The 25,628-nt window shown below is 63.0% G+C and carries 22 protein-coding genes; 14 read left to right on the forward strand and 8 right to left on the reverse strand.

What is annotated here, in order from left to right:
* Positions 1-62 precede the first annotated feature (62 nt).
* Positions 63-836, reverse strand: coding sequence for an alpha/beta fold hydrolase (locus NYR54_RS14520; protein ID WP_261516421.1), 774 nt, complete (start codon positions 834-836; stop codon positions 63-65).
* Positions 837-963: 127 nt separating this feature from the next.
* Here NYR54_RS14520 and NYR54_RS14525 point away from each other — a divergent pair, with 127 nt between their 5' ends.
* From NYR54_RS14525 to NYR54_RS14540, 4 genes are all read left to right on the forward strand, one after another.
* Positions 964-2,139: an acetyl-CoA acetyltransferase gene (locus tag NYR54_RS14525; RefSeq protein ID WP_261516422.1), complete on the forward strand. Its 1,176-nt coding sequence runs from the start codon at positions 964-966 to the stop codon at positions 2,137-2,139.
* Positions 2,136-3,674, forward strand: a complete 1,539-nt coding sequence (locus NYR54_RS14530) for a class I adenylate-forming enzyme family protein (protein ID WP_261516423.1) — start codon at positions 2,136-2,138, stop codon at positions 3,672-3,674. The genes NYR54_RS14525 and NYR54_RS14530 overlap by 4 nt, the downstream gene beginning before the upstream one ends.
* A 116-nt stretch (positions 3,675-3,790) precedes the next feature.
* Entirely contained in the window at positions 3,791-4,780 is a 990-nt protein-coding gene (locus NYR54_RS14535) for an enoyl-CoA hydratase/isomerase family protein (protein ID WP_261516424.1), read from the forward strand.
* Positions 4,777-6,396: a GMC family oxidoreductase gene (locus tag NYR54_RS14540; protein ID WP_261516425.1), complete on the forward strand. Its 1,620-nt coding sequence runs from the start codon at positions 4,777-4,779 to the stop codon at positions 6,394-6,396. Before NYR54_RS14535 ends, NYR54_RS14540 begins: the two co-directional genes overlap by 4 nt.
* A 19-nt stretch (positions 6,397-6,415) precedes the next feature.
* On the opposite strand, the gene NYR54_RS14545 is transcribed toward NYR54_RS14540, so the two are convergent.
* Positions 6,416-7,213 carry a TetR/AcrR family transcriptional regulator gene (locus tag NYR54_RS14545; RefSeq protein ID WP_261516426.1) on the reverse strand — a complete coding sequence of 266 codons (798 nt, stop codon included), beginning with the start codon at positions 7,211-7,213 and terminating at the stop codon, positions 6,416-6,418.
* 359 nt (positions 7,214-7,572) lie between these two features.
* On the opposite strand from NYR54_RS14545, the gene NYR54_RS14550 reads away from it, so the two are divergent.
* From NYR54_RS14550 to NYR54_RS14580, 7 genes are all read left to right on the forward strand, one after another.
* On the forward strand, positions 7,573-8,541 hold the full coding sequence (locus tag NYR54_RS14550; RefSeq protein WP_261516427.1) for a TRAP transporter substrate-binding protein: 969 nt from the start codon (positions 7,573-7,575) through the stop codon (positions 8,539-8,541).
* A 145-nt stretch (positions 8,542-8,686) separates the two neighbouring features.
* A complete protein-coding gene (locus NYR54_RS14555) occupies positions 8,687-9,220 on the forward strand; it encodes a TRAP transporter small permease (RefSeq protein ID WP_261516428.1) in 534 nt (177 codons plus the stop codon).
* The gene (locus tag NYR54_RS14560) at positions 9,217-10,509 is read left to right on the forward strand and encodes a TRAP transporter large permease (protein ID WP_261516429.1); all 1,293 of its coding nucleotides are present in this window, start codon (positions 9,217-9,219) and stop codon (positions 10,507-10,509) included. Before NYR54_RS14555 ends, NYR54_RS14560 begins: the two co-directional genes overlap by 4 nt.
* Positions 10,510-10,588: 79 nt before the next feature.
* On the forward strand, positions 10,589-11,275 hold the full coding sequence (locus NYR54_RS14565) for a flavin reductase family protein (protein WP_261516430.1): 687 nt from the start codon (positions 10,589-10,591) through the stop codon (positions 11,273-11,275).
* Positions 11,262-12,053 carry a cyclase family protein gene (locus NYR54_RS14570; RefSeq protein ID WP_261516431.1) on the forward strand — a complete coding sequence of 264 codons (792 nt, stop codon included), beginning with the start codon at positions 11,262-11,264 and terminating at the stop codon, positions 12,051-12,053. Before NYR54_RS14565 ends, NYR54_RS14570 begins: the two co-directional genes overlap by 14 nt.
* Positions 12,054-12,096: 43 nt before the next feature.
* Positions 12,097-12,960, forward strand: a complete 864-nt coding sequence (locus tag NYR54_RS14575; protein WP_261516432.1) for an SDR family oxidoreductase — start codon at positions 12,097-12,099, stop codon at positions 12,958-12,960.
* Positions 12,961-12,983: 23 nt separating this feature from the next.
* Positions 12,984-14,318 carry an aminomethyltransferase family protein gene (locus tag NYR54_RS14580; RefSeq protein WP_261516433.1) on the forward strand — a complete coding sequence of 445 codons (1,335 nt, stop codon included), beginning with the start codon at positions 12,984-12,986 and terminating at the stop codon, positions 14,316-14,318.
* A 57-nt stretch (positions 14,319-14,375) separates the two neighbouring features.
* Here NYR54_RS14580 and NYR54_RS14585 read toward each other — a convergent pair whose 3' ends face one another.
* The 6 genes from NYR54_RS14585 to NYR54_RS14610 are packed head-to-tail and all read right to left on the reverse strand — an operon-like array spanning position 14,376 to position 20,904.
* On the reverse strand, positions 14,376-15,269 hold the full coding sequence (locus NYR54_RS14585) for a carbohydrate kinase family protein (RefSeq protein ID WP_261516434.1): 894 nt from the start codon (positions 15,267-15,269) through the stop codon (positions 14,376-14,378).
* Complete coding sequence (locus NYR54_RS14590; RefSeq protein ID WP_261516435.1) at positions 15,266-16,336, reverse strand: ABC transporter ATP-binding protein; 1,071 nt, start codon at positions 16,334-16,336, stop codon at positions 15,266-15,268. The genes NYR54_RS14585 and NYR54_RS14590 overlap by 4 nt, the downstream gene beginning before the upstream one ends.
* Positions 16,336-17,844 carry an argininosuccinate lyase gene (argH, locus tag NYR54_RS14595; RefSeq protein WP_261516436.1) on the reverse strand — a complete coding sequence of 503 codons (1,509 nt, stop codon included), beginning with the start codon at positions 17,842-17,844 and terminating at the stop codon, positions 16,336-16,338. Before argH ends, NYR54_RS14590 begins: the two co-directional genes overlap by 1 nt.
* A gap of 2 nt (positions 17,845-17,846) precedes the next feature.
* A complete protein-coding gene (locus NYR54_RS14600; protein ID WP_261516437.1) occupies positions 17,847-18,704 on the reverse strand; it encodes a carbohydrate ABC transporter permease in 858 nt (285 codons plus the stop codon).
* Positions 18,701-19,636, reverse strand: a complete 936-nt coding sequence (locus NYR54_RS14605) for a carbohydrate ABC transporter permease (protein WP_261516438.1) — start codon at positions 19,634-19,636, stop codon at positions 18,701-18,703. The genes NYR54_RS14600 and NYR54_RS14605 overlap by 4 nt, the downstream gene beginning before the upstream one ends.
* A 14-nt stretch (positions 19,637-19,650) precedes the next feature.
* A complete protein-coding gene (locus NYR54_RS14610; RefSeq protein WP_261516439.1) occupies positions 19,651-20,904 on the reverse strand; it encodes an extracellular solute-binding protein in 1,254 nt (417 codons plus the stop codon).
* Positions 20,905-21,094: 190 nt separating this feature from the next.
* On the opposite strand from NYR54_RS14610, the gene NYR54_RS14615 reads away from it, so the two are divergent.
* The 3 genes from NYR54_RS14615 to NYR54_RS14625 are packed head-to-tail and all read left to right on the forward strand — an operon-like array spanning position 21,095 to position 25,611.
* Positions 21,095-22,360: an ROK family protein gene (locus tag NYR54_RS14615; RefSeq protein ID WP_261516494.1), complete on the forward strand. Its 1,266-nt coding sequence runs from the start codon at positions 21,095-21,097 to the stop codon at positions 22,358-22,360.
* A 3-nt stretch (positions 22,361-22,363) separates the two neighbouring features.
* The gene (locus tag NYR54_RS14620) at positions 22,364-24,748 is read left to right on the forward strand and encodes a PIG-L family deacetylase (RefSeq protein ID WP_261516440.1); all 2,385 of its coding nucleotides are present in this window, start codon (positions 22,364-22,366) and stop codon (positions 24,746-24,748) included.
* Positions 24,745-25,611 (forward strand): DMT family transporter, encoded by an 867-nt coding sequence (locus NYR54_RS14625; protein ID WP_279327551.1) that lies wholly within the window; start codon positions 24,745-24,747, stop codon positions 25,609-25,611. The genes NYR54_RS14620 and NYR54_RS14625 overlap by 4 nt, the downstream gene beginning before the upstream one ends.
* Positions 25,612-25,628: the final 17 nt, after the last annotated feature.

Consider the following 25,628-nt stretch of genomic DNA (forward strand, 5'->3'; position numbering starts at 1 on the left):
CACCGCAACTCGTTCGGCAATTTTGAGGCAGGTGACCAAGGGAAGGTAGTCGTGCGAACACGCTATTTTTCTACGGGTGGCCGGACAATACCGCCTGAACGGCCGGCACGCCGTTCGATCCGCAGGAGAGCACCCGCAAGTCCCTCCGCGTTGGAGAGGAAAGGGGAATGATCGCAGTACAGTGTTTCAACCGCCTCCACCGGCAGAGATTCCTGCATCAGACGCTGTTCGGAAAGGGGGATCACGCGATCCTCCGTGCATTCCACGTAGAATCGGGGCACGGTTCCGAACCTGCCTTCGGAAAGGCGAAGCCGCGTGCGGGAAGGCTGAAAAGGATCGGCCATAAGGCGCCCGGCGGCCAAAAGCCGGTCCTCGGGAGCGCAGCAGTTGTAGAAGAACTCCGCGGCCGCGAGAGGGTCCACCCGTGTCCCGGCCTTCTCACCGATGACGGAAATGGCGTTGGCGCGGGAGAAGGGACTTTGCACCGGCTGTCTTGCCTTGAACGACGACGCCGAGTCGCCATCCGGAAGCATGAAAGCGGCGATGTAGACGAGCGCGCGTATGGCTTCCGGCGCGATTTCCGCTGCCGTGCTGATCACCACGCCGCCACGGCTGTGGCCGCACAGGATAACCGGCTCCGGCTGCACCCGCACAAGGCTGGCAACGAACCGGCCCCAGCCCTCAAGGGTGACGGCGGCAAGCTCCGCTTCCTCTCCGCCTATTCCCGGCAGGTCCGGCGCAAGGACGTGATGCCCCTCCCGGCGCAGGGCATCGGCCACCTTGGCAAAGCACCAGCCCGAATGCCACGCTCCATGCACGAAGAGGAAAAACGCCATATCTGAACATCGCCCGCTTCACGTTCGGGATTATGGCCTACCCCTTCCTGCCGGGAAATAGCGTGCTCCCACGAATATGCATTTCGGTTCGCGTGCGCAAATCTTCCATGTCATGAGAGGAGGTGTCATGACAGGCGCATTCATCATCGGCTGGGGCCACACCAAATTTGGCCGCCTCGAATCCAAGTCCATCGAGGATCTCATCGTCGATGCCGCCCGCGAGGCGATCGACCACGCGGGCATTCAAGCGTCGGACGTCGACGCCATCTTTGTCGGGAACTTCAACAGCGGCCTGATACCTGACGGCTTCGTCTCGTCCATGGCGCTCGCGGTCGACCCGTCACTGCGCTTCAAGCCGGCGACCCGGCTTGAAAACGCCTGTGCTTCGGGCTCGGCCGCGGTTTATGCGGCGCGGGACGCCATCCGCGCGGGCTCCGTGAAGACGGCTCTCGTCATCGGCGCGGAGAAGATGACGCTGCGCGACACCGCCGGCGTCACGGAAGCGCTTGCCGGCGCCTCGTACCAGCCAGAGGAAGGCGGCGTCTCATTTCCGCAGGTCTTCGCGCGTTTCGCGCAGGCCTATTTTCAGGCCTACGGCGATCACTCCGGAACGCTCGCCCGGATCGCGTCCAAGAACCACCACAACGCGATGCACAACCCCCTGGCGCATCTGCACAAGCCGCTCGATTTCGAGTTCTGCAACACGGTGAGCGACAAGAACCCGATGATCGCGGCGCCGCTCAGGATGTCCGACTGCTCGCTGATATCGGACGGCGCGGCGGCCCTCGTCATGACGAGCAAGGAGGTGGTCGCCGAGCGCGAGACGGCCATCGCCTTCCGGGCAGCCGTTCAGGTGAACGACTATCTGCCGATGTCGCGGCGCGACCTTCTGGCCTTCGAAGGCCCCTCGGAAGCCTTTCGGCGCGCCTTCGACGAAGCCGGCATCACCGTTCATGACCTCGACTTCGCCGAAGTGCATGACTGCTTCACCATCGCGGAACTCATGATCTATGAAGCCATGGGGCTTGCACCGAAGGGCCAGGGTCGCAGAGCCATCGACGATGGAACCGTCATGCGGGACGGGAGGCTGCCCGTCAATCTGTCGGGAGGCCTGAAGGCCAAGGGGCATCCGGTCGGGGCGACCGGCGTCTCGATGCACGTGCTTGCGGCCATGCAACTCTCCAATCAGGCGGGCGCGATGCAGAAGCCGGGCGCAAGCCTCGGCTGCGTGTTCAACATGGGAGGGTCTGGCGTGGCCAACTACTGCTCGATCCTCGAGCCGGTCAGGGCGGCTTCCCGATGAACGTGGCACTCTGGCTGGAGCGGGCGGCCCGTCTTCATCCCGACGCGCCCGCCCTGATGACCGGTACGTCCCTCGTGGCGGATTATGCTGAGTTCTACCGCGGGGCGAAGGCGATCGCGGGGGCATTCAGATCGCGGTACGGCATCGAGCCGGGCGATCACGTCGCGATTTTCATGGGTAACGCCACTCAGTATCTCGAAGCACTCTATGCAACGCTGATCCTGGGCGGCGCCATCGTGCCCATTAATGCCAAGCTGCATCCACGCGAGGCGGCATGGATCGTGAAGAACTCTGAAGCCAAGCTTGTCGTCAGCAGCGGCAAGGAACTGGCCGGCTTGCAGGCGCAGCCGGAGGCGAAGAATCTGCCCATCATCGACGCGAAATCCCGCGACTGGACCGCGCTTTACGATGCGGCGCCAGTCGACCGGCCGGTCCGGCGCAGCCAGGACGATCTGGCCTGGATCTTCTACACGTCGGGTACGACGGGCAGGCCCAAGGGCGTTATGCAGTCCCACGGAAACATCCAGGCGATGACCTTCGCCTATCTCGCCGATGTCGATCAGGCTGAGCAGACGGATTGCGCGCTCTACGCCGCTCCCATGTCGCATGGAGCGGGCAGCTACAATTTCGTCTTCACTCTCAGGGCGGCCCGGCACGTGGTGCCCCCCTCCGGCGCCTTCAACGCGGCGGAGATTCAGGAGCTCGCCCCGGTACTGCGCAACGTCTGCATGTTCGCCGCACCTACTATGATCCGCCGCATGATCGCCCATGCCAAGGAGACCGGTTATGATGGCGACGGCTTGAAGACCGTCGTCTATGGCGGCGGGCCCATGTATGTGAGCGATATCCTTGAAGCTGTCGAGGTCTTCGGCCCCCGCTTCGTGCAGATATACGGGCAGGCGGAAAGCCCGATGACTATCACCGCCCTGCCCCGCAAGCGGGTCGTGGACCGGGATCATCTGCGCTGGCGCGAACGCCTCGGTTCGGTGGGAACCGCGCATTCCTGTGTAGAGGTCAAGATCGCCGACGCGGAAGGCAACGAGGTGCCGCAAGGTGAGATCGGCGAAATACTCGTCTCCGGTTCAACGGTGATGAAGGGATACTGGCGTAACGACGAGGCGACGCGCGAAACGATCCGCGACGGCTGGCTTTGGACCGGCGACATGGGCTCGATGGACGACGACGGCTTCGTCACGCTCCGCGACCGCTCCAAGGATCTCATCATCTCGGGCGGCACCAACATCTACCCTCGCGAGGTGGAAGAGGTCCTGCTCAGCCATCCGTCGGTGGCGCAGGCCTGCGTCGTGGGCGAACCGGACCCCGAATGGGGCGAGATCGTCGTGGCGTTCATCGTTCTGGAACAGGGATACACCAGGGATGACAAAGCGCTCGACGCGCATTGCATCGACAATATCGCGCGGTTCAAGCGGCCCAAGAAATACGTCTACATCGACGATCTACCCAAGAACGCCTATGGCAAGGTTTTGAAAACCGAGTTGCGGAAGCTATTGTCGAAGGAAGCGCCTGGAGGATAGCAGAGGCGGCAAGCAGTCATAATGGACTTCGGAGGAGGGGCCGCCGCAACCGGCCCTCGCAGCAGGCCGCGCCTGTTTGCCGGCAAGCGCGAGAACAAGAAAGGGGAGGCAGCCCGGTGGACGCACATGGCGGCGAACTGCTCGTGACCAAACACGGCAGGGCGGGAATCGTTGCGCTCAACCGCCCCAAGGCGCTGAATGCGCTGACGCTTCAGATGGTCGATGATTTCACCCGGGCCCTGGAGCACTTCGAGGCGGATGAGGAAATCGCGTCGGTCATCGTCAGGAGCGATGTCGAGAGTGCGTTTTGCGCCGGCGGCGACATGCGCGCCATCTATCACGCGCGTAAAGAAGGCCGGCATGAAGAGGCTGATACATTCTTCGAGCGTGAGTTTGCCCTGAACCGGTTCATCCATGACTTTGCCAAGCCGTACATCTCACTGATAGACGGCATATGCTTCGGCGGAGGAATGGGCATCACGATCCACGGCCGGCATCGCGTCGTGGGCGAAAAGGCCGTTCTCGCCATGCCCGAAACCGCCATCGGATATTTCCCGGACGTCGGGGCGAGCTTTTTCCTCAACAGGCTGAGCAGGCCGATGGCGCGATTCCTGGGCTTGACCGGTTATCGGCTCTCGCCCGGGGACGCGGTCTTCACGGGTCTTGCGACCCGGTTCGTCCCGGTGGACCGTCACCCCGAAATCGTAAGCCGCCTCGCGGCAGGAGCACCGGCCGAGGCTGTTCTGGACGAACTGGCGGAAGCTCCCGGGGACAGCAGCCTTGCCTGCCACATCGATATCGTCCAGCGCTGCTTTTCACTCCCCTCCATTGCGGACATGAAGGAAGCCCTCCGCCGAGAGAAAGGGGACTTCGCAGCCGAAGCACTGGTGAGGTTGGAGCGGGCGGCACCCTCCAGTCTCGCCGTGACGATGAATCTTCTGGACCGTACTGCCGGCCTGTCCTTGTCCGAATGCCTCGCGATCGAACTTGACCTTGCCAAACAAGTCACGCGCAGCCCTGACTTCGCCGAGGGCATCCGCGCTGTACTTGTCGACAAGGATCGCAACCCGCAATGGGCCTCCGGTGAAGCAGAGATGAGCCTATGAGTAGCGAACGCGATGCCCCGTTCACTTTCGATTACATCGTCTGCGGCGCGGGATCGGCCGGCTGTCTGCTCGCCAACAGGCTGAGTGAGAACGGCCGCTATCAGGTCGCCGTGATCGAGGCTGGCGGCCGCGACGGCTGGATCTGGTTTCACATCCCGGCCGGCTATCTGTTCGCCATCGGCAATCCCCGTGCCGACTGGCTATTTAGGACCGAGAAGATCGCCGGTCTCAACGGCCGGGATCTCGCCTATCCGCGCGGCAAGGTGCTCGGCGGTTCCACCGCCATCAATGCGATGATCTACATGCGCGGGCAGCGCGAAGATTACGATTCATGGCGGGATGCGGGCCTCGAAGGCTGGGGCTGGGACGACGTGCTTCCCTATTTCCTCCGCCACGAGGACAATTGGCGCGGCAAGGGACCCTTTCACGGTGTGGGCGGCGAGTGGCGCGTGGAACAGCCCCGCCTGCGGTGGGAGATTCTCGACGCCTTCCAGAAAGGGGCGGAAGAATGCCAGATTCCGCCAAGCGACGATTTCAACACGGGCTCCAACGAGGGTTGCGGCTACTTTGACGTGAACCAGAAGGCAGGCTGGCGGTGGAGCGCCGCCCGCGGCTTCCTTAAGCCCGCTCTCAAGCGAAAGAACCTGCACCTCTTCACCGAGACGCTGGTCGACCGCGTCGTACTGGAGGGAAAGCGGGCTACCGGTGTTGTGGTGAGAGGCCCGGGCGGTAAGAGAACGCTCACGGCGCGGCGCGAGATCGTGCTCGCCTGCGGCGCCGTCGCCAGCCCCGTCATCCTCGAACGCTCCGGCATCGGCAATGCCGAACGCCTGCGTCGGCTGGGCATCGAGGTCACGGCCGATCTGCCCGGTGTCGGCGAAAATCTTCAGGATCACCTGCAGATCCGTCCCATCTTCAAGGTTCGCAACGCTGCGACCATGAACACGATCTACAAGTCGCTGATCCGGCGCGGACTGATGGGGCTGCAATACGCTTTCCTGCGTCGCGGCGCGCTCACCATGGCACCGTCGCAGCTCGGGGCGTTCACCCGGTCAAGTCCGCGGCACGACAGGCCAAACATTCAGTTTCATGTTCAGCCCCTCTCGCTCGACAAGTTCGGCGACGCTCTGCACGATTTCCCGGCGATCACCGTCAGCGTATGCAACTTGCGCCCGACCAGCCGCGGTTCCGTCCACATCCGCTCGGCTGACGCGACGGCGGCCCCCGCCATCGATCCGAATTATCTTGCGACGGAAGAGGACAGACTGGTCGCGGCAGAATCGATCCGTAAGGCGCGCCAGATTATGGGAGCGGAGGCGCTCAGGCGCTATGAGCCCGAGGAGTACCGGCCGGGGCCGCAGTATCAGACGGAGGAGGAGCTCGCCCGCATTGCCGGCGAAATCGCCACGACCATCTTCCATCCGGTCGGCACGGCCCGCATGGGGCTTGAAACCGACCGCCTCCCGGTCGTGGACAGTAAGCTCCGGGTGATCGGGATCAAGGGCCTTCGCGTGGCCGACGCTTCCGTCATGCCGCTCATCATATCGGGCAACACCAACTCGCCAACCATCATGATTGCCGAAAAGGCATCCGAAATGATCCTGTCTGCGGCTTGAGTCCGCTGTTCCCGCGGGCTCAGTTGCGGCGGGTCTTTCGCAAAGCCTTCCCCCCGGTGACGGCGGACGTGCGCTGTGCGCTCTTCCGCTCGCGTGGGGAAGACGGCTTTCCGGCACCGTCTGCCGAGCGGAGCGAGCCGCCCCGCCGCCTGCCGGCCGTGCTTTCGCGGCGCGCCCTTTCGGCCGCGTGCACGGCGCGAAGGCCGCCCGCGATAAAGGGAACCAGCAGCGAAACGGCCCGCGCGAAGTCTTGGGGATCGCACGCATCGTCGGAGAGCCGCTTCACGCGGTCCGTGCGCGAAATCGATGCCGTCATGGCCCCGACGGTAAAAATATAGATCCACGGCAGGCTTTTCATGTCGAGATCCGGCAGCGCCTTTGCCAGCGCGGCGATCGTGATGCGCGCGATGGGATCGAAAAATTCCCGTGAAATCCGTCGGGCATATTCGGCCGGCTCGTTCGAGACCTGGTTTAGGAGGGTCGCATAGTTCGCGCCGCCCGTCTCGTGGTCCCCTGCCCTCATCACCATGGGCTCGACGAGCGCGCGCACGATATCCTCCAGATGCGCATTGTCGAAGCCGGAATCCCGCTCGATCTTGTCGAGGCGCGAAAGCCGGTCTTCGTTTATGGCGCGGATACGCCGCTCAAAGACTGCGTGGTAGAGTTCTTCCCTCGTTTTGAAGTAATATTGCAGGTGGGAGATCCGGATGTCGGCCTTGGCCGCAATCTCCCGCAGCGAAACGCCGTTGATGCCCCGCTCAGTGAAGAGGCTTTCGGCGGCATCCAGGATTCGTCGGCGTGTTTCGGCGGGCGCCATTGTCTGTTACCTCCGTTGCGCCTGGATATCCTCCAGACAGCGCACACTGCTCATCCGGCCCGATGAGCGGCTTTGAACCTAAACGACACGGGCTCCTTACACGATTTTAGGGCATCCGTCCAAAATTTTTGTTGAAACGATCGTTAGCTTGAAATATAGGTCAGTTGTCCAATGGATGGGCAGCCTGCTCGAGACCCGATTGGAGGCAGGGTCGATCCCGGGCTGCCCCGGGAGGAACAACCGTGAAAGAATATCTTACCGGACCTGTTCGGCGGTCCCTACTCAGGCCTGCCGTGAGAGCATTGATTGTGGCTGCTGCGCTTGGTGCACAGATAGGGACAGCAGGCGCGCAGGAGATCGTGCTGAGATACAACAAATGGCTTCCCCAGACGCATCCGCAGGATGTGGAGGGCATGTTCCCGTTCTTCGAAGCGATCGAGCAGGTCACCGAAGGCCGCGTTCGCGTCGAGCCGACGACCGCACCACTGGCTCCGCCGCCGCGTCAGATGGAGGCTGTCCGCAATGGCGTGGTGGATATCGCCTATGGCGGACAGTCCCTTTCACCGGGTCTGTTTCCTCTGGCCGACATCGTGGCCCTGCCCTTCATCGGCGACTCAGCCGAGGCGATCTCGGTGGCGTTCTGGCGCACTCACCACGAATATTTCGCCGATGCGGAACCGTATGAGGGCGTGCATCTGCTCTCTCTTCTCGCCGTGGCCCCTTATCATGTCTATTCGATCGATAGGGAGATCGCGACGGTCGACGACCTCGAAGGCATGAAGCTTCGCGCGACCGGCGCGATTGCGCCCAAGGTCGCCGAAGCGATCGGAACGGTGCCGGTCCCCATCGATATCACCGGGATGTATGACGCGCTCTCGAAGAAGATTCTCGACGGCGCACTCAACAATGACGACCAGATGCGCGCGTTCGGCGTAACGGAATTCGTCAAGTACCGCCTGGCAATCCCCGGCGGAATACTCGGAGCGCCCCTCTATGTCGTCGTCAATGAAGCGAAGTGGAACCAGATCTCGCCTGAGGATCAGGAGGCGATCATGGCGCTTGCCGGTGAGAAGCTGGCCGCCCAGGTGAGCCGCCTCGCGGATATCAGCGCGGCCGAGGGCATCCGTCAAATGGAGGACGGCGGCACGGTCCTCACCACCGCAAGCGACGAAATGCTGGCCGAGCTGAAAGCGAGGCTGAAGCCCATCGAGGATGAATGGATCGCCAAAGCCGAAGAGCTCGGCGTGGATGGTCGGGCCGCGCTTGAGAGGATACGGCAGATCGCCGCCGAAGTCGAAGCGAATAAGGCACCGCTGAGGGTCGAATAGCCCCGTGATCACCCGCCCGGCTAGCAACATGGCGCATCGCGGCGGGTCGCATCAGGCAAACGAATTTCGCCACGAGCAACACTTTCGCATGATTATGCTGGAGCCTGGCGGGAACTGAATCCCACTGGGCAGGAGGAATGGCATCGTGAGTGAATCCATACCGGATACCGGGAGGAGAACGATCCTCAGTCGTAGCATCGTGACCCGGCTGGACCGCACATTCGGCCTTGCGGCCGGAGCCGCGCTGTTCGCTCTGATGCTCGTAGTCGCAGTCGACGTAATCGGCCGCTACGTTTTCAATGCCCCGCTGAGCAGCAGCTTCGAATACGTCCAGATCTGCATGGCGCTTCTGGTATTCCTGGCCCTTCCGGTCGTTGTGGCCCGGCAGGACAATATACAGGTGGAGGTGTTCGAAGTCTTCATCCCCAGATCGTTCCGCCGTTTCACGCGCCTGCTCGGCTTCGCCATTTCCGTCACCATCGTGGCCGGTCTCGTCTGGGTGTCGTACGCAAGGGCGAGCAGCTTTCATGAATCGGGCGAGCGCTTCGTTCTCCTTCCGATGCCGCTTTATCCCGTCGCCTATTTCATCTTTGCGATGTGGGCGGTCTGCCTGGCGATCATGCTTTTCCAGTTCGTAAAATATGCAGGGTTCACCGGGAAATCGGAGGACCAGGAATGATCCTGACCGCGATCGGTCTGGCAAGCCTTTTTCTGCTCCTCGCCCTCGGCGTACCGCTGGGCTACGCCATGGCGCTCGTGGGCTTCGCCGGGTTTGCGCTCCTCATCGGTCCGGACGCTGCAGTCTATTCCGCCGGCCAGGTTATCTTCGACAATGTCATGAGTTTCGACCTGTCGATCCTGCCCCTTTTCATTCTCATGGGCAGCTTCATCGCCCGATCGGGGTTGGCGGAAGACCTGTTCGGCGTGGCCGAAGCCTTTCTCGGCCATCGTCGCGGCGGCCTTGCCATGTTCACTGTCGCGGCGTGCGGCGGGTTCTCCTGCGTCTGCGGATCGAGCATGGCGACGGTGGCCACGATGGCGAAGGTGGCGCTGCCTTCCATGCGGCAGAGAGGCTATGCCAGCTCCCTCGCATCCGCATCGATCGTTTCAGGCGGGACCCTCGGAATTCTCATTCCGCCAAGCACGACGCTCGTCATCTACGGCATCATCACAGAAACGAATATCGGCAAGCTTTTCATGGCCGCGGTGCTGCCGGGCTTGATAGCGGTAAGCCTTCTCATGCTCGCGGTCCTCACCACCGTTTTGCTGCACCCGGAAAGCGGCCCGCGCAGCGAACGGCAGGGCTGGCGGAAGCGCCTGTTCTATCTGCGCAGGACGGGCGGAGTGATTGTGCTGTTCGTTGGGATGATGGGCGGAATCTATCTCGGCGTCTTTACCGTCTCCGAGGCTGCGGGGATTGGCGCTGCCGGCTCGCTCCTGTTCGTTCTCTGGCGCCGGGCGTTGACGTGGCGGGTGCTGAAGGACGCGCTGACCGACGCGGCGCTTACGACCGCGACCATATTCGTCATTCTGTTCGGGGCATTGATCTTTGCCAACTTCATCGAAGTCACCGGCCTGCCGGGCGAGTTGAAAGCCTGGGTCGCAAGCTCCCACCTGACCCCAATCGCCCTCATTCTAATGATCACGGCGGTCTATTTCGTTATGGGAATGGTGCTCGAAATCCTTTCCATGATGCTGCTTACCGTTCCGCTTTTCCTGCCGATGGTCACGGCCATCGGATACGACCCCGTGTGGTTCGGCATCTTCGTGATCCTCGTCTGCGAGCTTGGACTGATCACTCCGCCCGTGGGGCTCAATCTTTTCGTCTTCAGGGCGACCGCCCGCGACATTTCCGTCGCGGCCATCAGCCGTGGGCTCATCCCCTTCATCATCGCTCTCCTCGCCGTGGTCGGGATCATCGTCTCGATGCCGGAAGTGGTCTCGTTCCTGCCGGGCATGATGGGCTGATGACTCCAACAATGGGCTTAAGCCGCACGGCGCGGGCCTGGCGGCCCAAACCACAAAGGCGAAGAAAGGAATGCAAGGAATGGCGCAAATCGACCCTGGTCCGCAGACGTTCCAGGAGAATTACAAACTGATGACCGGTCTGGTCGTGCCCCGCCCCATCGCTTGGATCACGACCCTGTCACCGGAGGGAAAGGTAAATCTGGCACCTTTTTCCGCCTTCACCTTCTGCGCTCACAAGCCGCCGATGGTGACGATCACGGCCGGACTGCATGAATACGACCGCAAGGGCCAGATGAAGGACACGGTGGTCAACATCCTGAGGAATCGGGAATTTGTGGTCAATATCGCCAACCGGTCGCTGCTCAGGCCGCTTCATGCGAGTTCTGCAGAATACCCCGCGGGTCAAAGCGAGGTGGAAGCACTGGGGCTGGAAACCTGCGCGAGCGCGGCAGTAAAGACGCCGCGCATCGCCGCGGCACCTGCCGCGCTCGAATGCCGGCTTCATTCCACGATCGAGCTCGGCGAGGAAGGTGAGCGTATCGTGATCGGCCGGGTCCTGATGTTTCAGATCGCCGATCATCTTCTGCGGAACGGAAAGGTCGACACGCGGGAACTCGATCCCGTCGCTCGGCTAGGCGGCCCCAACTACGCAACCTTCGGAGACATCGTCACGATGCCGGCGGCCGAGGTGACCGTCGCACCTTCTCCATCGGCCGACGATCCATTCTACGCTGACAGACAGGAAGGCTTCCATGAAACTCGTTGATTTAGCGGTGACGCTGGATAACAGCCCCATCTACCCGGAAAATCACCGCCCTAAAATCGACTATTTCGATCACGAAGCGCCTTTCAACAACGGCGCCTTCGAGGCCGCCTTCCCGGGCGTCGGGCGGGAGGCGCTTCCGGAGGGGCAGTCCTGGGCCACCGAGCGGATCTATCTCGGCACCCACACGGGCACGCATATGGATTCGCCCTGGCACTATCATCCGACGACCGATCATGCGCTTCCAGACGGCCCGCGAAAGTCACCTGGGATCGACGAGGTTCCGCTCGAATGGTGTTTCCGGCCAGCGGTCAAGCTCGACTTTACCAGGTTTCCCGCGGGCTATGTCGTCACCGCGAAGGACGTGGAGGAGGAACTCGCCGCAATCGGCTATACGCTGAAGCCGCTCGACATCGTGCTCGTCCATACGCGCGGCGCCGCCCGCTATGGAGCGGAAGATTACGAAGACGCCCATTGCGGCATGGGCCGGGAGGCGACTCTTTACCTTACGGAGCGCGGCATCCGGGTCGTCGGTACGGACGGTTTCGGCTGGGACGCACCGTTCTCCTCGATGACCGCCGCCTATCGGAAGACCGGCGACAAGTCCGTGATTTGGGAAGGCCACAAGGCCGGCATCGAGATTGGTTACTTCCAGATGGAGAAGCTCATCAATCTCGACAAGCTGCCTTCGCATGGCTTCACCGTTGCCTGCTTCCCCATCAAGATCGCCGGCGCATCGGCGGCATGGGTCCGTCCGGTCGCCTTCCTCGAGGAGGACTGATGAGGAAGCCTGGGAGCGGGCGAATTTCCTGGAGGTTTGAGAGATGACCCGGAGCACCAGCAAAGTGGCCATCCTTGGCGCCGGCGGCCTGACGGGGCAGGCGCTCGCCGCAGCCCTCAAGGAGCATCGCATCGAGGCACGTGCCTTATTGCGCCGCGCCGAGTACGCCGGGAGGCTGCCCGAGGGCATGGAGACGGCGGTGGCCGACCTGGAGGACGTCCACGCCCTCACGGAGGCTCTTGGGGGCTGCACGGCTGTTTATCTCATTCCTCCCTCCTTCAATGAGGGAGAGGAGCGTTTCGCCGCCAATGTCATGGCGGCCATGGCGCGAAACGGGATCGAGCGCCTGGTCTATCACTCGGTCCTGCACGCACCGACACCCGGCATGCCGCACCATCTGCGCAAATCGCGGGTCGAGCTGATGGTGCGGGAAAGCGATCTTATCTGGACGATCCTGCAACCGGCCATGTATGTCCAGACCGTCCTGTCTTTTCTCTCCGAGGACGGGCGGACGCTCCGCCCCCCTTTCGACCCTGACCGCCCTTTCAATGTCATCGCCCTTACCGACCTCACCGACGCGATCGTGCGCGTCCTCTCCGATCCCGGTACGGCGTTCGGGACGTTCGAGCTTGCCGGCAAGGAGCGGCTTACCATACGCGAGATGGCGACGGAGCTCTCCAGGGCTCTCGGGCGTCCGATCAGCGTAGAGGTGGCGGACATGGACCGGCAGGTCGAAATACGCTCGAAAAGGCGCGGATGGACCGGCCCCCAGCAGGACGAGTACCGTGCAATGCTTGAATATTATGGCCGGCACGGTCTGCCGGGCAATGGTCTTACCCTCGAAATGCTGCTGGGGCGCGCGCCCACGCCATTCGCCAAGGCGGCTCTGCTGTCCGGCCGCTTCTGAAAAAGCTCTAGGAGACAGGTGCGATGCAAACGCTCGAATCCCGTATCGCCCAAGCCGGCTCGGCTGCGCAAATGCTCTATCACAGCCAGGATCAGTCGGTGACCTTTCCCCTGCCGGCGGAATTCACCAACTGGCGCGACGAGCAGGAGGCCTGGCACAAGACCGCGGCCTTCCAGGACATGTCCTTCCACATGTTCGAACTCGTGCTCGAGGGCCCGGACACCATCCGCCTTCTTTCCGATTTCGGCATCAACAGCTTCGCACGCTTCGGCCCCATGCAGGCGAAGCAGTATGTGGTCTGCAACAGTGACGGGTTCTATATCGGCGATGCGATTCTGACCTGCGAGGAGCCCGACAAGGTTTGCCTCGTGGGTAAATCCGCAGCGCTGCACTGGATACGCTTCCAGCTCGAACGCGGGCACTATGACGCAAAGGTCACGCATTTCGGGACGCCCTCGCCGAGGCTCAGCGACCGCCGCCTGTTCCGGTATCAGGTGCAAGGTCCCGCCGCACTGCGGATTCTCGAGGAAGTGCATGGCGGCCCGCTTCCCGATATCGGCTTCTTCAAGATGGGCCGGTTCACGCTAGCAGGACATGAGGTGACGGCGCTCAATCACCGCATGTCCGGTGCGCCGGGGTTTGAATTCTGGGGTCCTTCCGAATGGGGTCCAGCCGTTAAGGAGGCGATCCTCGCCGCCGGACGCAAATACGGGCTGCGCCAGATCGGCGCCAAGGTGTTCCGGGTGACGGCGATGGAGTCTGGCTGGATCGGAACGGCGCTGCCGGCGATCTACACGGGCGAGGCGACGCGGGCATTCCGCGAATGGCTGCCGGCCGACACATTCGAGGGGCGCGCCTCGTTCGGCGGCAGCTTCCCACTCGATGATTTCGAGGAGCTCTATGTGCGCCCATCCGAGATCGGCTATGGATTCATGACCAAGTTCGACCACGAGTTCTGCGGCAGGGCCGCCCTTGAAAAGGCCATGGGGAAGCCCATCAGAAAGAAGGTGCGTCTTATCTGGAATTCCGACGATGTGCTTGGCGTCCATGCGAGCATGTACGGCGAGAACGAGCGGGCCAAATATATGGAGATGCCTGTCGCCAACTATGCCAATTTCCTAGCCGATGAGGTGACGAAGGATGGTCGGCGTGTGGGCTTTTCCCTGCTTCCCGTCTATTCGGCGGCCGCGCGGGCGTGGATCTCGCTCGCGGTGCTCGATGAGAAGATTGCCGATTCCGCAGGCGAGGTCGTCGTTACCTGGGGCGAGCCCGACGGCGGCTCCACGAAGCCGGGAGTGGAAAGGCATGTGCAGCGCGCGATCCGGGCACGGATTGAGGAGGCCGTTCGCCGGGCATAAGGGCGGTTACGCTCCGAGAATGGGGTAGCTGACGGCCGCCGGTAGTGCGACCGACGCCTATCGCGCAAGCACAGACGCGCCGCCTGCCGCCTGAACGGAGCGGCTGCCGGCATCGATTGCGGCTGAGAGGCATTCGCCCGCGGGCCTGCCGTCCAGCCACGCATCCAGAAAGCCAGCGTTAAACGCGTCGCCGGCTCCGGTGGTGTCGACGACCGCGACCTGAGGCGCGGGGAGGGTCAAGATCTCCTGGTCCATGCTGAGCATGCCGCCATCGGCACCGAGCTTCAGCGCCACGACCGGAAAATGCTCGGCGAGGAACGCAATGGCGCGCCGCGGTTCCGCCGCACCGGCCAGCACGCTCGCCTCCTCCAGATTGGGCAAAAACACATCGATCCCGGCGCAGCGGTCGAGAAACTGGGGATCCCTGATGAGAGTGTCATCCCAGCTCGGATCAAGGGAAACGGTCAAACCCCGCGCTTTCGCGCGCTCCACGATCCCCGGCATCTCCACCAGCGTGGCGTATTCGGCAATGTGCAGATGCCTCGCCTCAGACCATGCTAGCGCCGCCTCGAGTGTCGCCGGCTCCGCCTTGCCGGCCCGCCGCGAGAGGAAAGCTCTTTCCTCGCCTTCGATCATGGCCACGGTGACCTGCGGCCCTGCCTCGGGATGCCGGTCGAGAAAACGCAGGTCGATGCCCTGGATGGCCAGTTGCGGCTCCATAGCCGCCGACAGCGCGTCCGTGCCGAACCGTGCCACGAGTGCGGTGGTCCGCCCGTGGGCGGCGCTGTGCGCAGCGGTGATGAAAGCGCCCCCTCCGAGGGACAGGGTCATGCCCTCGGCAAAAACCTCGCGGCCCAACCGAGGCATGGCCGGCAGTCCAATGAAGATGAGGTCGCAATAGATGCGGCCGAGGCTGAGCACAGCCCCGCCACGCGCCTGCCCAGATGTCATGCCCGACCCAGCGCTTTCTCGGTCTTGGCGTCGAACAGGTAAAGCGAGCCCGGCGCGGCGTGCGCCGTCACCGTGCTGTTCACCGCAGGCACCACCTTCCCGGGCGCCGTGGCGATGACATCCGTACCTGCGATATCGAGATGCACCAGCGTTTCAGCGCCAAGAGGCTCCGCTGCCGTGACGACGCCGGAAAGGGAGAGCCTGCCACCGTTATTTCCGTTGATAACGAGATCGTGCGGGCGGATGCCGACCAGAACATCAGCGTTGGGCAATCCATGGGGGCCGACGCCTTCGAGCGTTGTCTCACCCACTCGAAGACCGCCCTCGCCTGCCATGCCTGGTATCAAATTCATGGCCGGGCTGCCGATGAAGCGGGCCGTGAATACGTCCACCGGGTTCTCGTAGAGTTCGACGGGCGTGCCGACCTGCAGGATGCGCCCGTCGCGCATCACCACGATGCGGTCGGCCATGGTCATCGCCTCGACTTGGTCGTGTGTGACATAGACTGTCGTCGTCGTCAGCCGCTGATGCAGCCGCTTGATCTCGATGCGCATGGCGGAACGAAGCTGCGCGTCGAGGTTGGAAAGCGGCTCGTCAAACAGAAAAGCAACGGGATTGCGCACCATCGCACGGCCTATGGCGACCCGCTGACGCTGGCCGCCAGAAAGCGCCGCCGGCCGGCGGTCGAGGAGATCCTCGAGCCCCAGCGTGGCCGCCGCCTCGCGGATGCGCGCCTCTTTCTCCACCTTCGGCAATTTGGCCGTATAGAGGCCAAAGCCGATGTTCTGCCGCACCGTCATATGCGGGTAGATGGCGTAGTTCTGGAACACCATCGCGATGTTGCGCTGCTTCGGTTCGCGCTGGTTCACGACCTCGCCGCCTATCCTGAGCACGCCTGCGGAAATGTCCTCAAGGCCCGCGATCATGCGCAGCGTCGTCGACTTGCCGCAGCCGGAGGGGCCAACGAAAACCACGAATTCGCCGTCCTCGATGTCCAGATCGATTCCCTTTACCGCGGTCACTCGGCCGTAATTCTTCGTGAGACCTTCGAGTTCGATCCGTGCCATCAGGCCTGCTCCATCAGTGCAGCAAATCTTTCATTGAGCTCGCGCGCAGCCTTCGCCTTCCGCTCGGCAATACGCGTCATCCTTTCGGCAAAATTCCGGGACTGCGCCTCGTAGCTTTCGAGCGCGGCATTAAGCGGCTCCGGGGCGGGGCCGCCAAAGCGGGTCCGCACGGCGACGAAATGCTCCGGCGAAACGAGTTCCGCGAAGGTCTCCGCATCGATCGCCGTCTTGCGTCCCACGGACTTCTCGAAAGCTTCGACAAAAGGCGCATAGCCGTCTGTCGCGAGATCGCCTTCGATGGCCACCACCGCCCGCGCCACGGCGGCGGCGATCTCGTGCCCTTCGCGGAAAGACAGGCCCTCGCGCCGGACGAGACTGTCGGCAAGCTCCGTGATGGTGATGCAGGAGCGACGGATGTTGGCGGCCACGCGCTTGGAATCGATCCTGATCTGGGAAACGAGCGCGGCAAGGAGATCAAGCACGCGATAGGCGCTGTCGAAAGCCTGATAACCCAGGCTTTGAGTCTCGCCTTCCGAATCGTTCATGTCGGTGAAGGGCGTGTTGTGCATCACGTCCAGCATCGTGCGGGCGCGGCCGAAGGTCTGGCTGGCGAGATGCCGCAAATGCTCGATCGGCACGGGATTGCGCTTCTGCGGCATGATCGAGGAGATCTGCACCAGTGCATTCGGCACGTAGACCTGCCCCACTTCGAAGGCCGTCCAGAATTGGAGATCCTGGATAGGGCGGCCCAGATGCAGGAACATCAGCTCCATCGCACCATAGGTGGCGGTGGTGTAATCGACCGCAGCGATGCAGCTGTAGGAGTTCCGCAGCGGCGCCGAAAAGCCAAGGAGCTCGGCCACGCGTGCGCGGTCGATCGGGAAGCCGGAGGTGGTGATCGCCGCCGCGCCCATCGGAGAGAGATCGACAATCTCGCGCGCCGCATGGACCCGCTCGATGTCGCGGATGAGCACTTCGATCACCGCCGAAAGATAATGGCCGAAGGTCGTCGGCTGCGCCGGCTGGCCGTGGGTATAGGCAACGATGAGCGTATCCCTCTCACGCCGTGCCGCCGCGATCAACGCTTCGAGAAGCTCCTGCGCTTTCTGGAGCAGGACGTCGATGCGCTCCTTCAGCGCCAGCTTGAAGAGCGTGTGGTCGATATCGTTCCGAGAGCGCGCGGTGTGCAGCCGGCCGGCGAGATCGGGCCCGAGCCGCGTCTTCAGCTCCTTCTCGACAAGGAAGAAGAAATCCTCCACCTCGCCGGTGTAGCTGAGCTTTGAAACATCCACATTGCGATCGATGTCGACAAGCGCCTTGGCTATCGCCGCCGCCTGGCTCCTGTCCAGAATCCCGGTCTCCGCGAGCATCACGAGATGCGCCCGGTCGATGGCGCGGAAGCCCTCCACATGATGCAGCTTGGCGCCGTCGAACAGCGGCCTCAATACCGTCTCCTTGTAGACGGGATCGGGAAAAACGCTGGTGTCGGTCTTGCGCGGATCGTCCATCGTCACCCCTTGAGCCCCGCTAGCATCACGCCGCGGACGATAAAGCGCTGAAGCACGAGAAACACGATCAGCGTCGGTATCGTGGCGAGCGCTGCTCCTGTCATGATCATCTCCCACTGGATCGACTGCTCTACCGCGAAGCTCGAAAGGCCCACGGGCAGCGTGTAGTTCTCGGGGCTGGTGACGACGATGAGCGGCCAGAAAAAGGCGGTCCAATTGCCGAGGAAGGTGAAGATGGCAAGTGCGGAGATCGCCGGCGTCACCATCGGCATGGCGATCTTCCACCAGATGGTGAACTCGTTGAGGCCATCGACGCGCGCGGCCTCGAGGAAATCGTCCGGAACCGTCTCGAAGAACTGCTTCATGAGGAAGGTGCCGAAGGCCGTCATCATGCCGGGGAACATGATGCCCCAGTAGGTGTCGAGCCACCCGAGCTGGCTGGACATCAGGTACCACGGGATCACCAGCATCTCCGTGGGGATCATCAGCGTGGACAGGATGGCCAGGAAGACAAGATACCGTCCGCGGAACTCGAACTTGGCGAGCGTGTACCCCACGAGGCTGTCGAAGAAGACATTGGAGAGCGTGACGGTAGCCGCGATGAAGATCGAATTCAGGAACCAGCGCAGAAAACGCCCGTCGGAAAGCACGCGGATATAGTTGTCGAGCGTCGGCTCCGCCGGAATGAGCCTCAGATCATAGACCTGACCTGCGGTCTTCAGCGATGTCGAGAACATGTAGAGCAGCGGCGTGACCATGATCAGGCCGCCGATGAAAAGCAGCGTCCACGCCAGGATGCGCCCGGGTCTGATCTTGCGGCTGTTGGCGGCCAGCTCCACGGAAGATGCGTCGGCAGTCATCTGCGCTCCCTCAGCACCCAAAGCTGGACCAGCGAAACGACAAGAAGAATGGTGAAAAGCACCACAGTCTGCGCCGCCGCGTAGCCCATGTCATAGGACGAGAAGGCCGTCTGGAAGATCATCAGCACCAGCGGTTTGGTCGAGTTCAACGGACCGCCGGGATCGTTGGTCGTCATGTTATAGACCTGATCGAAGATCCGCAGGAACCCGATGGAGGAGAAGACGACCAGAAACACCGTGGTGGGCTTCAGGAGCGGCAGCGTGATCTTGCGCAGAATCGCCCATTCGCCGAGACCGTCGATGCGTGCGGCCTCATAGTAGGTGGTCGGGATGGCTCGCAGACCCGCCATGAAGATGATGATCTGGAAGCCCAGCCCAGCCCAGATGGCCGTCACCATGATCGCGGGCAGCGCCTGGTTCACAGAGCGCAGGAATGGCTGTTGCGGAAGGCCCATCAACTGCAGCACGTCGTTGATCACGCCGATGGGCACTGGCTGGTAAAACCACCGCCACACCCAGGCCATGGCCGCGGCTGTGGTGAGAAAAGGCAGGAAATAGAGCGCCCGGATAAATCCGTGCATGAACCGCACGCGGTCGAGATAAAAGGCGATAATAAAGGAGAGCACCAGGCTCACCGGCGTGCCGATGATCAGATAGGTGAACGTATTGCGGAACACCTGCCAGAACAGCGGATCGGCGAACAGGCGTTTATAGTTGTCGAGGCCGATGAAGGTGGCTGGCCTCAGAAGGTCCCAGTCCGTCAGCGAAAGCCAGAAGGCCTGCACGGTGGGGTAGAAGCGGATGGTCACGTAAAAGACGATCGGCAAGGCAAGGAAGCCCCAAGCCCAGATCACCCGCTTGGTGCGGATCGAAAAGCGATCCCAAAGCCCGGCGCTCTGCGCCGGGCTTGCCTGTCTCGCAACCGATACCATGGCGGTTTCGGGTCCTATTTGTTGTAGAACCGGTCGAGAATCGCCTGTTCTTCTTCCGCCGCCTGCGCCAGGGACTCGGCGGGATCCTGCCCTTGCAGGAGAACGCGGTTAGCCATGTCGATGGCGACCTGGCGCTGGGCCTGCTCGTCGACGAAGATCGTCGTATGGGCGTATTCAAGCCCCTTCAGGAACGGCCCGTAGATCGGGTCCGCGAGATTTTCCTCGGTCAGGGCCGCGGCCTTACGTGCGGGAAGTTCGCCCACGACGTCGAGCCAGATGTCCATCGCCTCCGGCGAAGAGATATAGGCCAGGAACTTCTGCGCCGCCTCCAGCTCCTCGCCTTCAGCCGTGGCGCCGATCGCATTCGCAAAGTAGCTGGCATAGTTGGAGCGCAGGCCGTCGGCATTGGCCGGCAGTTCCGTCACGCCCCACTCGAAGGGGTTATCGGCGAAGGCGCCGAGGCGGAACGTGCCGTCGATGGTCATGGCCGCCCGGCCGGCACGGAACGCCGCCTGACCCTCGTCCATGAAGCCGGATAGGCCGACTTTATGCTCAAGCTGCAGGTCGGTGATGAACTTGAGCGCCGCAAGGCCGGCCTCGTCATTATATGCCACGGACCGTCCGTCGTCGGAATAGGGCTGACCGCCGAACTGACGGATCAGCACCTCGCGCCACCACTGGTGGTCTTGTCCCTCCATCGAGACGGTAATGCCTTCGGATGTAATGTTGCCGGAACCGTCACGCTTGACTGTCGCCTTGGCTGCTTCGATGAGCTCATCCAGCGTCTGTGGCGGATTGTTCGGATCGAGGCCCGCCTCCTCGAAAAGCTGCTTGTTGTAGAAGAGGGCCAGAGAACGGACCGCCGTCGGCAGGCCGTAATACGAGTCCCCGCGCTTCATGGCCGAGACGATCGGGAAGAACTCGCTCTCGATCTGGTCATAAGGGAAGACTTCCGGGTCAAGCGGCTGGATCAGCCCGCCGGCAACGAAATTGTCCAGCCAGCCATAGAAAAGCTGCACGACATCCGGGCCCTGCCCGGCGACCTTCGCTGCCACCACGCGAGTTTGATAGTCGGCGTAGGGGAAGGTCACGTGCTTGACCGTGATGTCGGGATTAGCCTCCTCGAACTTGGCGATGAGCTGGTTCATCGCCTCCACTCTGGTGTCGAAGACATACTGCCAGTATTCGATCTCGACAGCCTGGGCCGAACCCATGGCCAGAAAGCTGATGCCGGCGGCGAGCCCGGCCAACCCGATCTTCTTGCGCATATCAAGCCTCCTAGTTTCCGCCGGACGGCACTGGCCGCGGGCGAGTTCCCCGTGGAGCCGCCCATCCGGCCGCTCCGTCCCTCAACGTCATCCAACCATTCGTCGCTTGTCAATAAAATAATCTACTTGAGTTATTCTTCGCGTGAAAATAGCCTCCCTGACAGTCACAGAAGGCGCCGAGGGCGTGCCCATGCAGAAGCAGCACAGGACGATCCGGCAGCGTGCGATTGCCATAGGCAGCAATCCCGAGCGCAACCGTGCGCACAACCGGCGCGTCGTGCTCGACGTGATCCGTATGCATGGACATCTCGGACGGGCGGAGATCGCCCGCTTTGCCCGCCTTACCTCTCAGGCGGTGGCTAACATCGTCCAGGAGCTTATCGAAGAGGGCATGCTGATCGACCTGGGGCGGCAGCGCAACGGACGCGGCCAACCGCCGATCCAGTTCGCGATCAATCCCGACGGGCCGGTGACGGCCGGGGTGGAGGTCGCGGCCGATCACATGGTGACAGTGCTGCTCGACCTTTCGGGACGGCTGAGAGCGAGTGCCACGACGCCTTTGGAGCGCACCGATCCCGAAAACGTACCGAAGCACATAGCCGGCGAGATTCGCACGCTGCGCGGGAGGCTCGGTCCGAAGGCTCCTCGCCTGCTCGGCATAGGTGTGGTTATGCCGGGCCCCTTCGAGATCGAGGGCATGACGTCCGTCGGACCCGCCACGCTGCGCGGCTGGACCGGCGTCGACCCCGTCCCTCTTCTTGAGAAAGCGACGGGTGAGGCCGTAACCCTCGACAACGACGCAACGGCCGCGGCGGTTGGCGAACGGCTCTACGGCGCGGGAAGGCAGATCAGCAACTTCTGCTACCTCTATTTCGGCGTCGGACTCGGGCTGGGCGTGATCCATGAAGGCAGGCCGCTGCGCGGCGCCTTCGGCAACGCCGGCGAAATCGGGCATGTCGTGATCACGCCGCGGCACCGCCGGCCAACCTACGATCCGGACGCCCCGCTGGAGCGCGTCGCCTCGGTGCTTGCCTTGCGCGAGCGCCTGATGGCGGCGGGGATCGCCGCGCCCACCATCGAGGCCCTGGAGGTCCTCTACGAGGAACGCCATCCAGTCATGATGGACTGGATCAGGGAAGCTGCCAACTATCTTGCGCCGACCGTAGCCATGCTGGAAAACATCTTCGACCCGGAGACCGTGATCTTCGGGGGCGGCTTGCCGGATGCAGTGCTCGATGCAGTCGTAAACGCGCTCGAGCCGCTACCCATGTCCGTCGCCACCCGCCGCAACCGCGGATTGCCGCGCGTGATGCGTGGCCAGACCGGGCAACTCACTGCCGCCCTGGGCGCTGCCGCCCTGCCGCTGCTCAACGAGGTTTCCCCGCATCTGAGCGTAGCGCCAGCGCCGCAGCAGCCTTCAGCACCCCTTTCATCTATCGCCCTGAACCAGGAATGAGCCATGCTGACGGATCATGAGCGCCTGCAGCGCCGCAAAGCCCGCCCTGCCCTTGTGGAACTTCATCGCGCCCTCTCGCGCCTCACGTCCACGCTGACCGTGATGAACACGGGCGCGCACCCCGACGACGAGCAGAGCGGCATGCTGGCGGCCCTGCGCCTCGCCTACGGGATGCGCGTCATCATTGCCTGCTCGACCAGGGGCGAAGGCGGCCAGAACAGCCTTGGATCCGAACGCACCGGCGCGCTCGGCGTGCTGCGCACGCGCGAGCTGGAAGAGGCTGCGCGCACGCTCGACGCCGATGTCGTCTGGCTTGGCCATGGCCCAGATGACCTGATACACGATTTCGGATTTTCCAAGAACGGCAAGGACACCCTTCAACGGTGGGGCCGCGAGCGGATCATCGAACGGCTCGTCCGCGCCTACCGCGCCGAGCGGCCGGATATCGTTATCCCCACCTTCCTGGATGTGCCCGGTCAGCACGGCCACCACCGCGCCATGACCGAGGCGGCGGAAGAGGCCGTGCGGCTCGCCGCGGACCCGAACGCCTTTCCCGAGCATCTGGCGGAAGGGCTTTACCCGTGGAAGGTCGCGAAATTCTATCTTCCCGGCTGGTCCGGCGGAGGCGGCACCTATGACGACGAAGTGCCGCCGCCGAACGCAACCGTGACGGTGAACGCACCCGGCCGCGACCCGGCGACAGGTGTTTCCTACTCGGAAATAGGCGAGTGGTCCCGCGCCTGCCACGCCTCGCAGGGCATGGGCTTCTGGAAAGCGGTGCCGCAGACGGAATGGCCGTTGCATCTGAAGCTTGGCGGCAACGGCGCGGAAAATGACATTCGCGATCACCTGCCGGCGACCCTGGCGGATCTCGCGGCGGGCCTGGACAGATCGATTGCCGATCAGCTTGAGGCTGCGCAGGCCCGCATCGAGGCGGCACTTTCAGCTTTCCCGCACCGCGAAAAAATCATCGAGGAGCTCACCGCCGCCGCCCGGCACATCGAAGAGACCCAGAAACAACTCCCGCCGGAAGAAGAGACGCGGTTCGGCCATCGCCTCACAAGGAAGCTGGCAGAAATCGACGCAGCTCTTGCCTGTGCCGCCGGGCTCATGGCGACGGTTTGGGCCGAGCCGGCCGCGGTGGCTCCAGGCGGCGGCACGATTCTGCACGTCCATGCCGATGCAGGCCTGCCCGTGAAAATCGAGCCGGTCCTGCCGGAATGGGCTTCTGCCGGCGCGGTCCGGCACGAGGAGACGATCACGTCCTTCCGCATCACCGTATCCGGAAAGGCTCCGGTCTCGAACGCTTACCCGCCGGCCTTCTCGAGCCTGCTCGGCGGCGCTGCAATCCGGGTGAAGCTCGCCTCGCAGGTGGGCGGGCGAGACATACAGATCTTCGTTGATCCAGAGGAACCAGTTGCCGTCGTCCCGGCACATTCGGTCACCTTGTCTCCCGAGGCTTTGGTGATTTCGACCCATTCGGTTCCGGGACCGGTCCATGTGGCCGCCCGCATCGAGGGCCCAGAAGCGGAGCTCAGCCTGGCCGGTTTGCCCGGCATTGATGCTCGGCCTGACGAAGGCGGCTTTGCCGTCGCGGTTTCTTCGGGCATCCAGCCGGGGCGTTACACATTGCCTGCGACGATCGAGAATGCGCAGGCCTACCGGCAGACGCCGATCGCCTATCCGCATATCGGCCGCACGCGCTTCATCGAGCCGCAAAACCTCGACGTGCTGGTGCTCGACCTGAAGCTGCCGCAAAACGTGCGCGTGGGTTACGTCGGCGGAGGGACGGACCACGTCGGTGTGTGGCTCCGGCGCATGGGTCTCGACGTGACCATGCTTGACGAGACCGCGCTGCGCGACAGCCTTTCCCGTTTCACTACCATCGTGGTCGGCATCTTCACTTTCGGGCTGAGGCCTGATCTGGCGACCGCAACGCAGCGGCTGCGCGAATGGGTCGAGGCGGGCGGTCACCTGGTTACCCTCTACCACCGGCCGACCGACGGTTGGTCGCCCGACACCACGCCCCCGCGCCGCGTGGTAATCGGCTCGCCTTCGCTGCGCTGGCGGGTGAGCGACCCGGCTTCGCCGGTCGAGATGCTGTTGCCGGATCATCCGCTGCTTGCGGGGCCGAACAGGATTACCATCGAGGATTTCGCCGGCTGGGACAAGGAACGCGGTCTCTACTTCGCCTCGGTTTGGGATGACGCTTACGAGCCGCTGCTCGCCATGCACGACGCCGGCGAAGCCCCGCTCAAAGGTTCGCTCATCTCGGCCCGGATCGGCAAGGGCCGGCACACCCATACCAGCCTCAACCTGCACCACCAGCTCGACAGGCTGGTCCCCGGCGCGTTCAGGCTGATGGCCAATCTGGTGCAGCCAGCTTGAGCGTCGTGTCCGCGGAAAATCAGGCGACCAACAGGATTGCCGCGGCATGGCTCCTGACGGACATGATCCTGGTTTCGGCCATGACCGCGCTCGTCAAGCTAGAGGGCGCGACCTACCCGGCGATCCAGATTGTCTTCATCCGGTCGCTGATAGGCCTAGTCAGCGTGCTTCCGCTCGCCTGGCGCTTCAGAAAAGAGGTCTTCGGCACCCGGCGCGCCGGCCGTCACGCTTTCCGCGTCGCCTGCAACGCCATTGCACTCACTAGCAATTTCCTGTCGTTGACGCTTCTGCCGCTGGCGCTCGTATCCGCCATCAGCTTTACCAGGCCGTTCGTCGTGATGATCTTCGCCGTCATCCTTCTCGGAGAAAAAGTGAGAGCCGTTCGCTGGGTCGGCACCGCGATCGGTTTTCTGGGCGTGCTCGTCATTGTCGCGCCCGGCAGCGTCAGCTGGAATATCGGCCTTCTCGCCGCATTCTCCTCCGTCGTATTCGGCTCTCTCGCCTCCGTCCAGATCCGGGCACTCAAGGACGAGAACACCGCCGTCCTTATGGTCTTCTATTCCGTCGGCCTCAGCGTCGTCACGGCGATCCCGGCCGTGCTCTACTGGCAGCCCGTCGCCCTGGCCGACTGGTCCATACTGTTGGCAATTGGCGTCTTGGCACAGCTCGGACAGTATTGCTACCTGCGGGCCTATCAAATGGCGCCCGCCAACTTCCTAGCCCCGCTCAGCTATCTCACGCTGGTTTTCGCAACCGCCACCGGATACTTATTCTTCAACGAAGTGCCTGCGGGGACGACAGTGCTCGGCGTCGCCATCATCCTCCTTGCACTGCACATGACGAACCTTCTGAGCCGCTCGTAGACAGTCGCCCGTCGGTC

The sequence above is a fragment of the Chelativorans petroleitrophicus genome (assembly GCF_025398195.1).
GTDB lineage: Bacteria > Pseudomonadota > Alphaproteobacteria > Rhizobiales > Rhizobiaceae > Chelativorans > Chelativorans petroleitrophicus.